We start from the raw sequence: 1152 nt of genomic DNA on the forward strand, positions 1-1152 counted from the left end.
ACAACCGCACCGGCGAGTCGGGCGGACGGGGCCAAAACAGACCGTCCTACCGGGGCCAAATCAACCTGTCACAGCCAGACAGTTGAGGTGCGTTTGCCAGCAGAGAGCCGGGCGGCTGACGCGTCCCAGGCGGCTTATTTCCGGGTCGCCCTTACCGATGAGCGACAGACGGTCACCGCGGCCCTTGATCAAGCCGAAACACGACTCCGCGCCTGTGTCGAGCGCCAGGAATTGGTCGGGCTGCGCGGTATGGCTCGGGCTCGCTTGCAAGTCCGTGAACTCAAGCATCAAGTCCTTCAATTAGATCGGATGATCGCCGCCCTTGACCGGCGCTACTCCGCATCGTGGTCAGACGGGCGCTAACCGCTGCCAGTCGACCTACAAGCGCGCCAAAAGCTTCTGTCATAGGGTTCCGAACAACATTGCGCATCAACGCAATTCGCCATTGGCTTAGATTAGTCCGACCCATATCGGTCAAGGTGGCCGCTGGTAGTCCGTGGGTGTTGGCGGCGTCGATGAAGCTGGCCACCACATCGGGCCCGGTCACTCGGTGGCAGGCAGTGCGGCCCAATAGAGCCACGTCATCGTCGCCGGTAAGCCCTGGTGAGGTCGCTGCGAGCGCAGTCCCAAGCGCATCGTTGAGAAGACCGAGGGCGCCGCCGGGCAGCGTCAGCCGTCAACTGGCTTGGCGGCCGAATTGGCGACCGCGTGGTAGAGCTTGGCAGTCTGCAAGGCGATGCTGGCCCAATCGAACTCGGAAATAGCGCGTTGCCGGCCGGCTTTACCCATCGCCTCCGCACGCTCTTGATCGCGGGCCAACGCGTTGAGCGCATCGGCCAGCGCCTGCGGCTCATCAGGTTGCACCAGCAGACCGGTTTCGCCGTCTGGTGTGTCCCGAACGTGGGAAGGAGTTCGATGTAGGTAGAGCTTCTGATGCGGTGCTGTGCAGGAGATGAAGGATTGCTGGCCCTTCGGAGTCGCCCTGCGGGGGGAGGCTTCAAACCGCCACATGCTGCGGGAGTGGTAACGCGATCGTGGTGAGCGATGTGGAAAAGGCACGGGTGGACGTGTCAGGCCTGACTTCGGACACCATTGGCCGGTTTTTGAATCAGTAATGCGCTGACCTGCGGCTTCGCTGGGCTTAGTGCCCCG

At 62.6% G+C, this 1152-nt stretch carries 2 protein-coding genes; one reads left to right on the forward strand and one right to left on the reverse strand.

Annotation, left to right across the window (positions count from 1 at the left end):
- A partial coding sequence (locus CQY20_RS35320; RefSeq protein ID WP_207767378.1) for a hypothetical protein occupies positions 1–363 on the forward strand: 363 nt, incomplete at its 5' end.
- A 306-nt stretch (positions 364–669) separates the two neighbouring features.
- Here the strand turns inward: CQY20_RS35320 and CQY20_RS34715 are convergent.
- A partial coding sequence (locus tag CQY20_RS34715; protein WP_337426337.1) for a glycosyltransferase occupies positions 670–1152 on the reverse strand: 483 nt, incomplete at its 5' end.

It is taken from the genome of Mycolicibacterium agri (genome assembly GCF_002553505.1).
Taxonomy (GTDB): domain Bacteria; phylum Actinomycetota; class Actinomycetes; order Mycobacteriales; family Mycobacteriaceae; genus Mycobacterium; species Mycobacterium agri.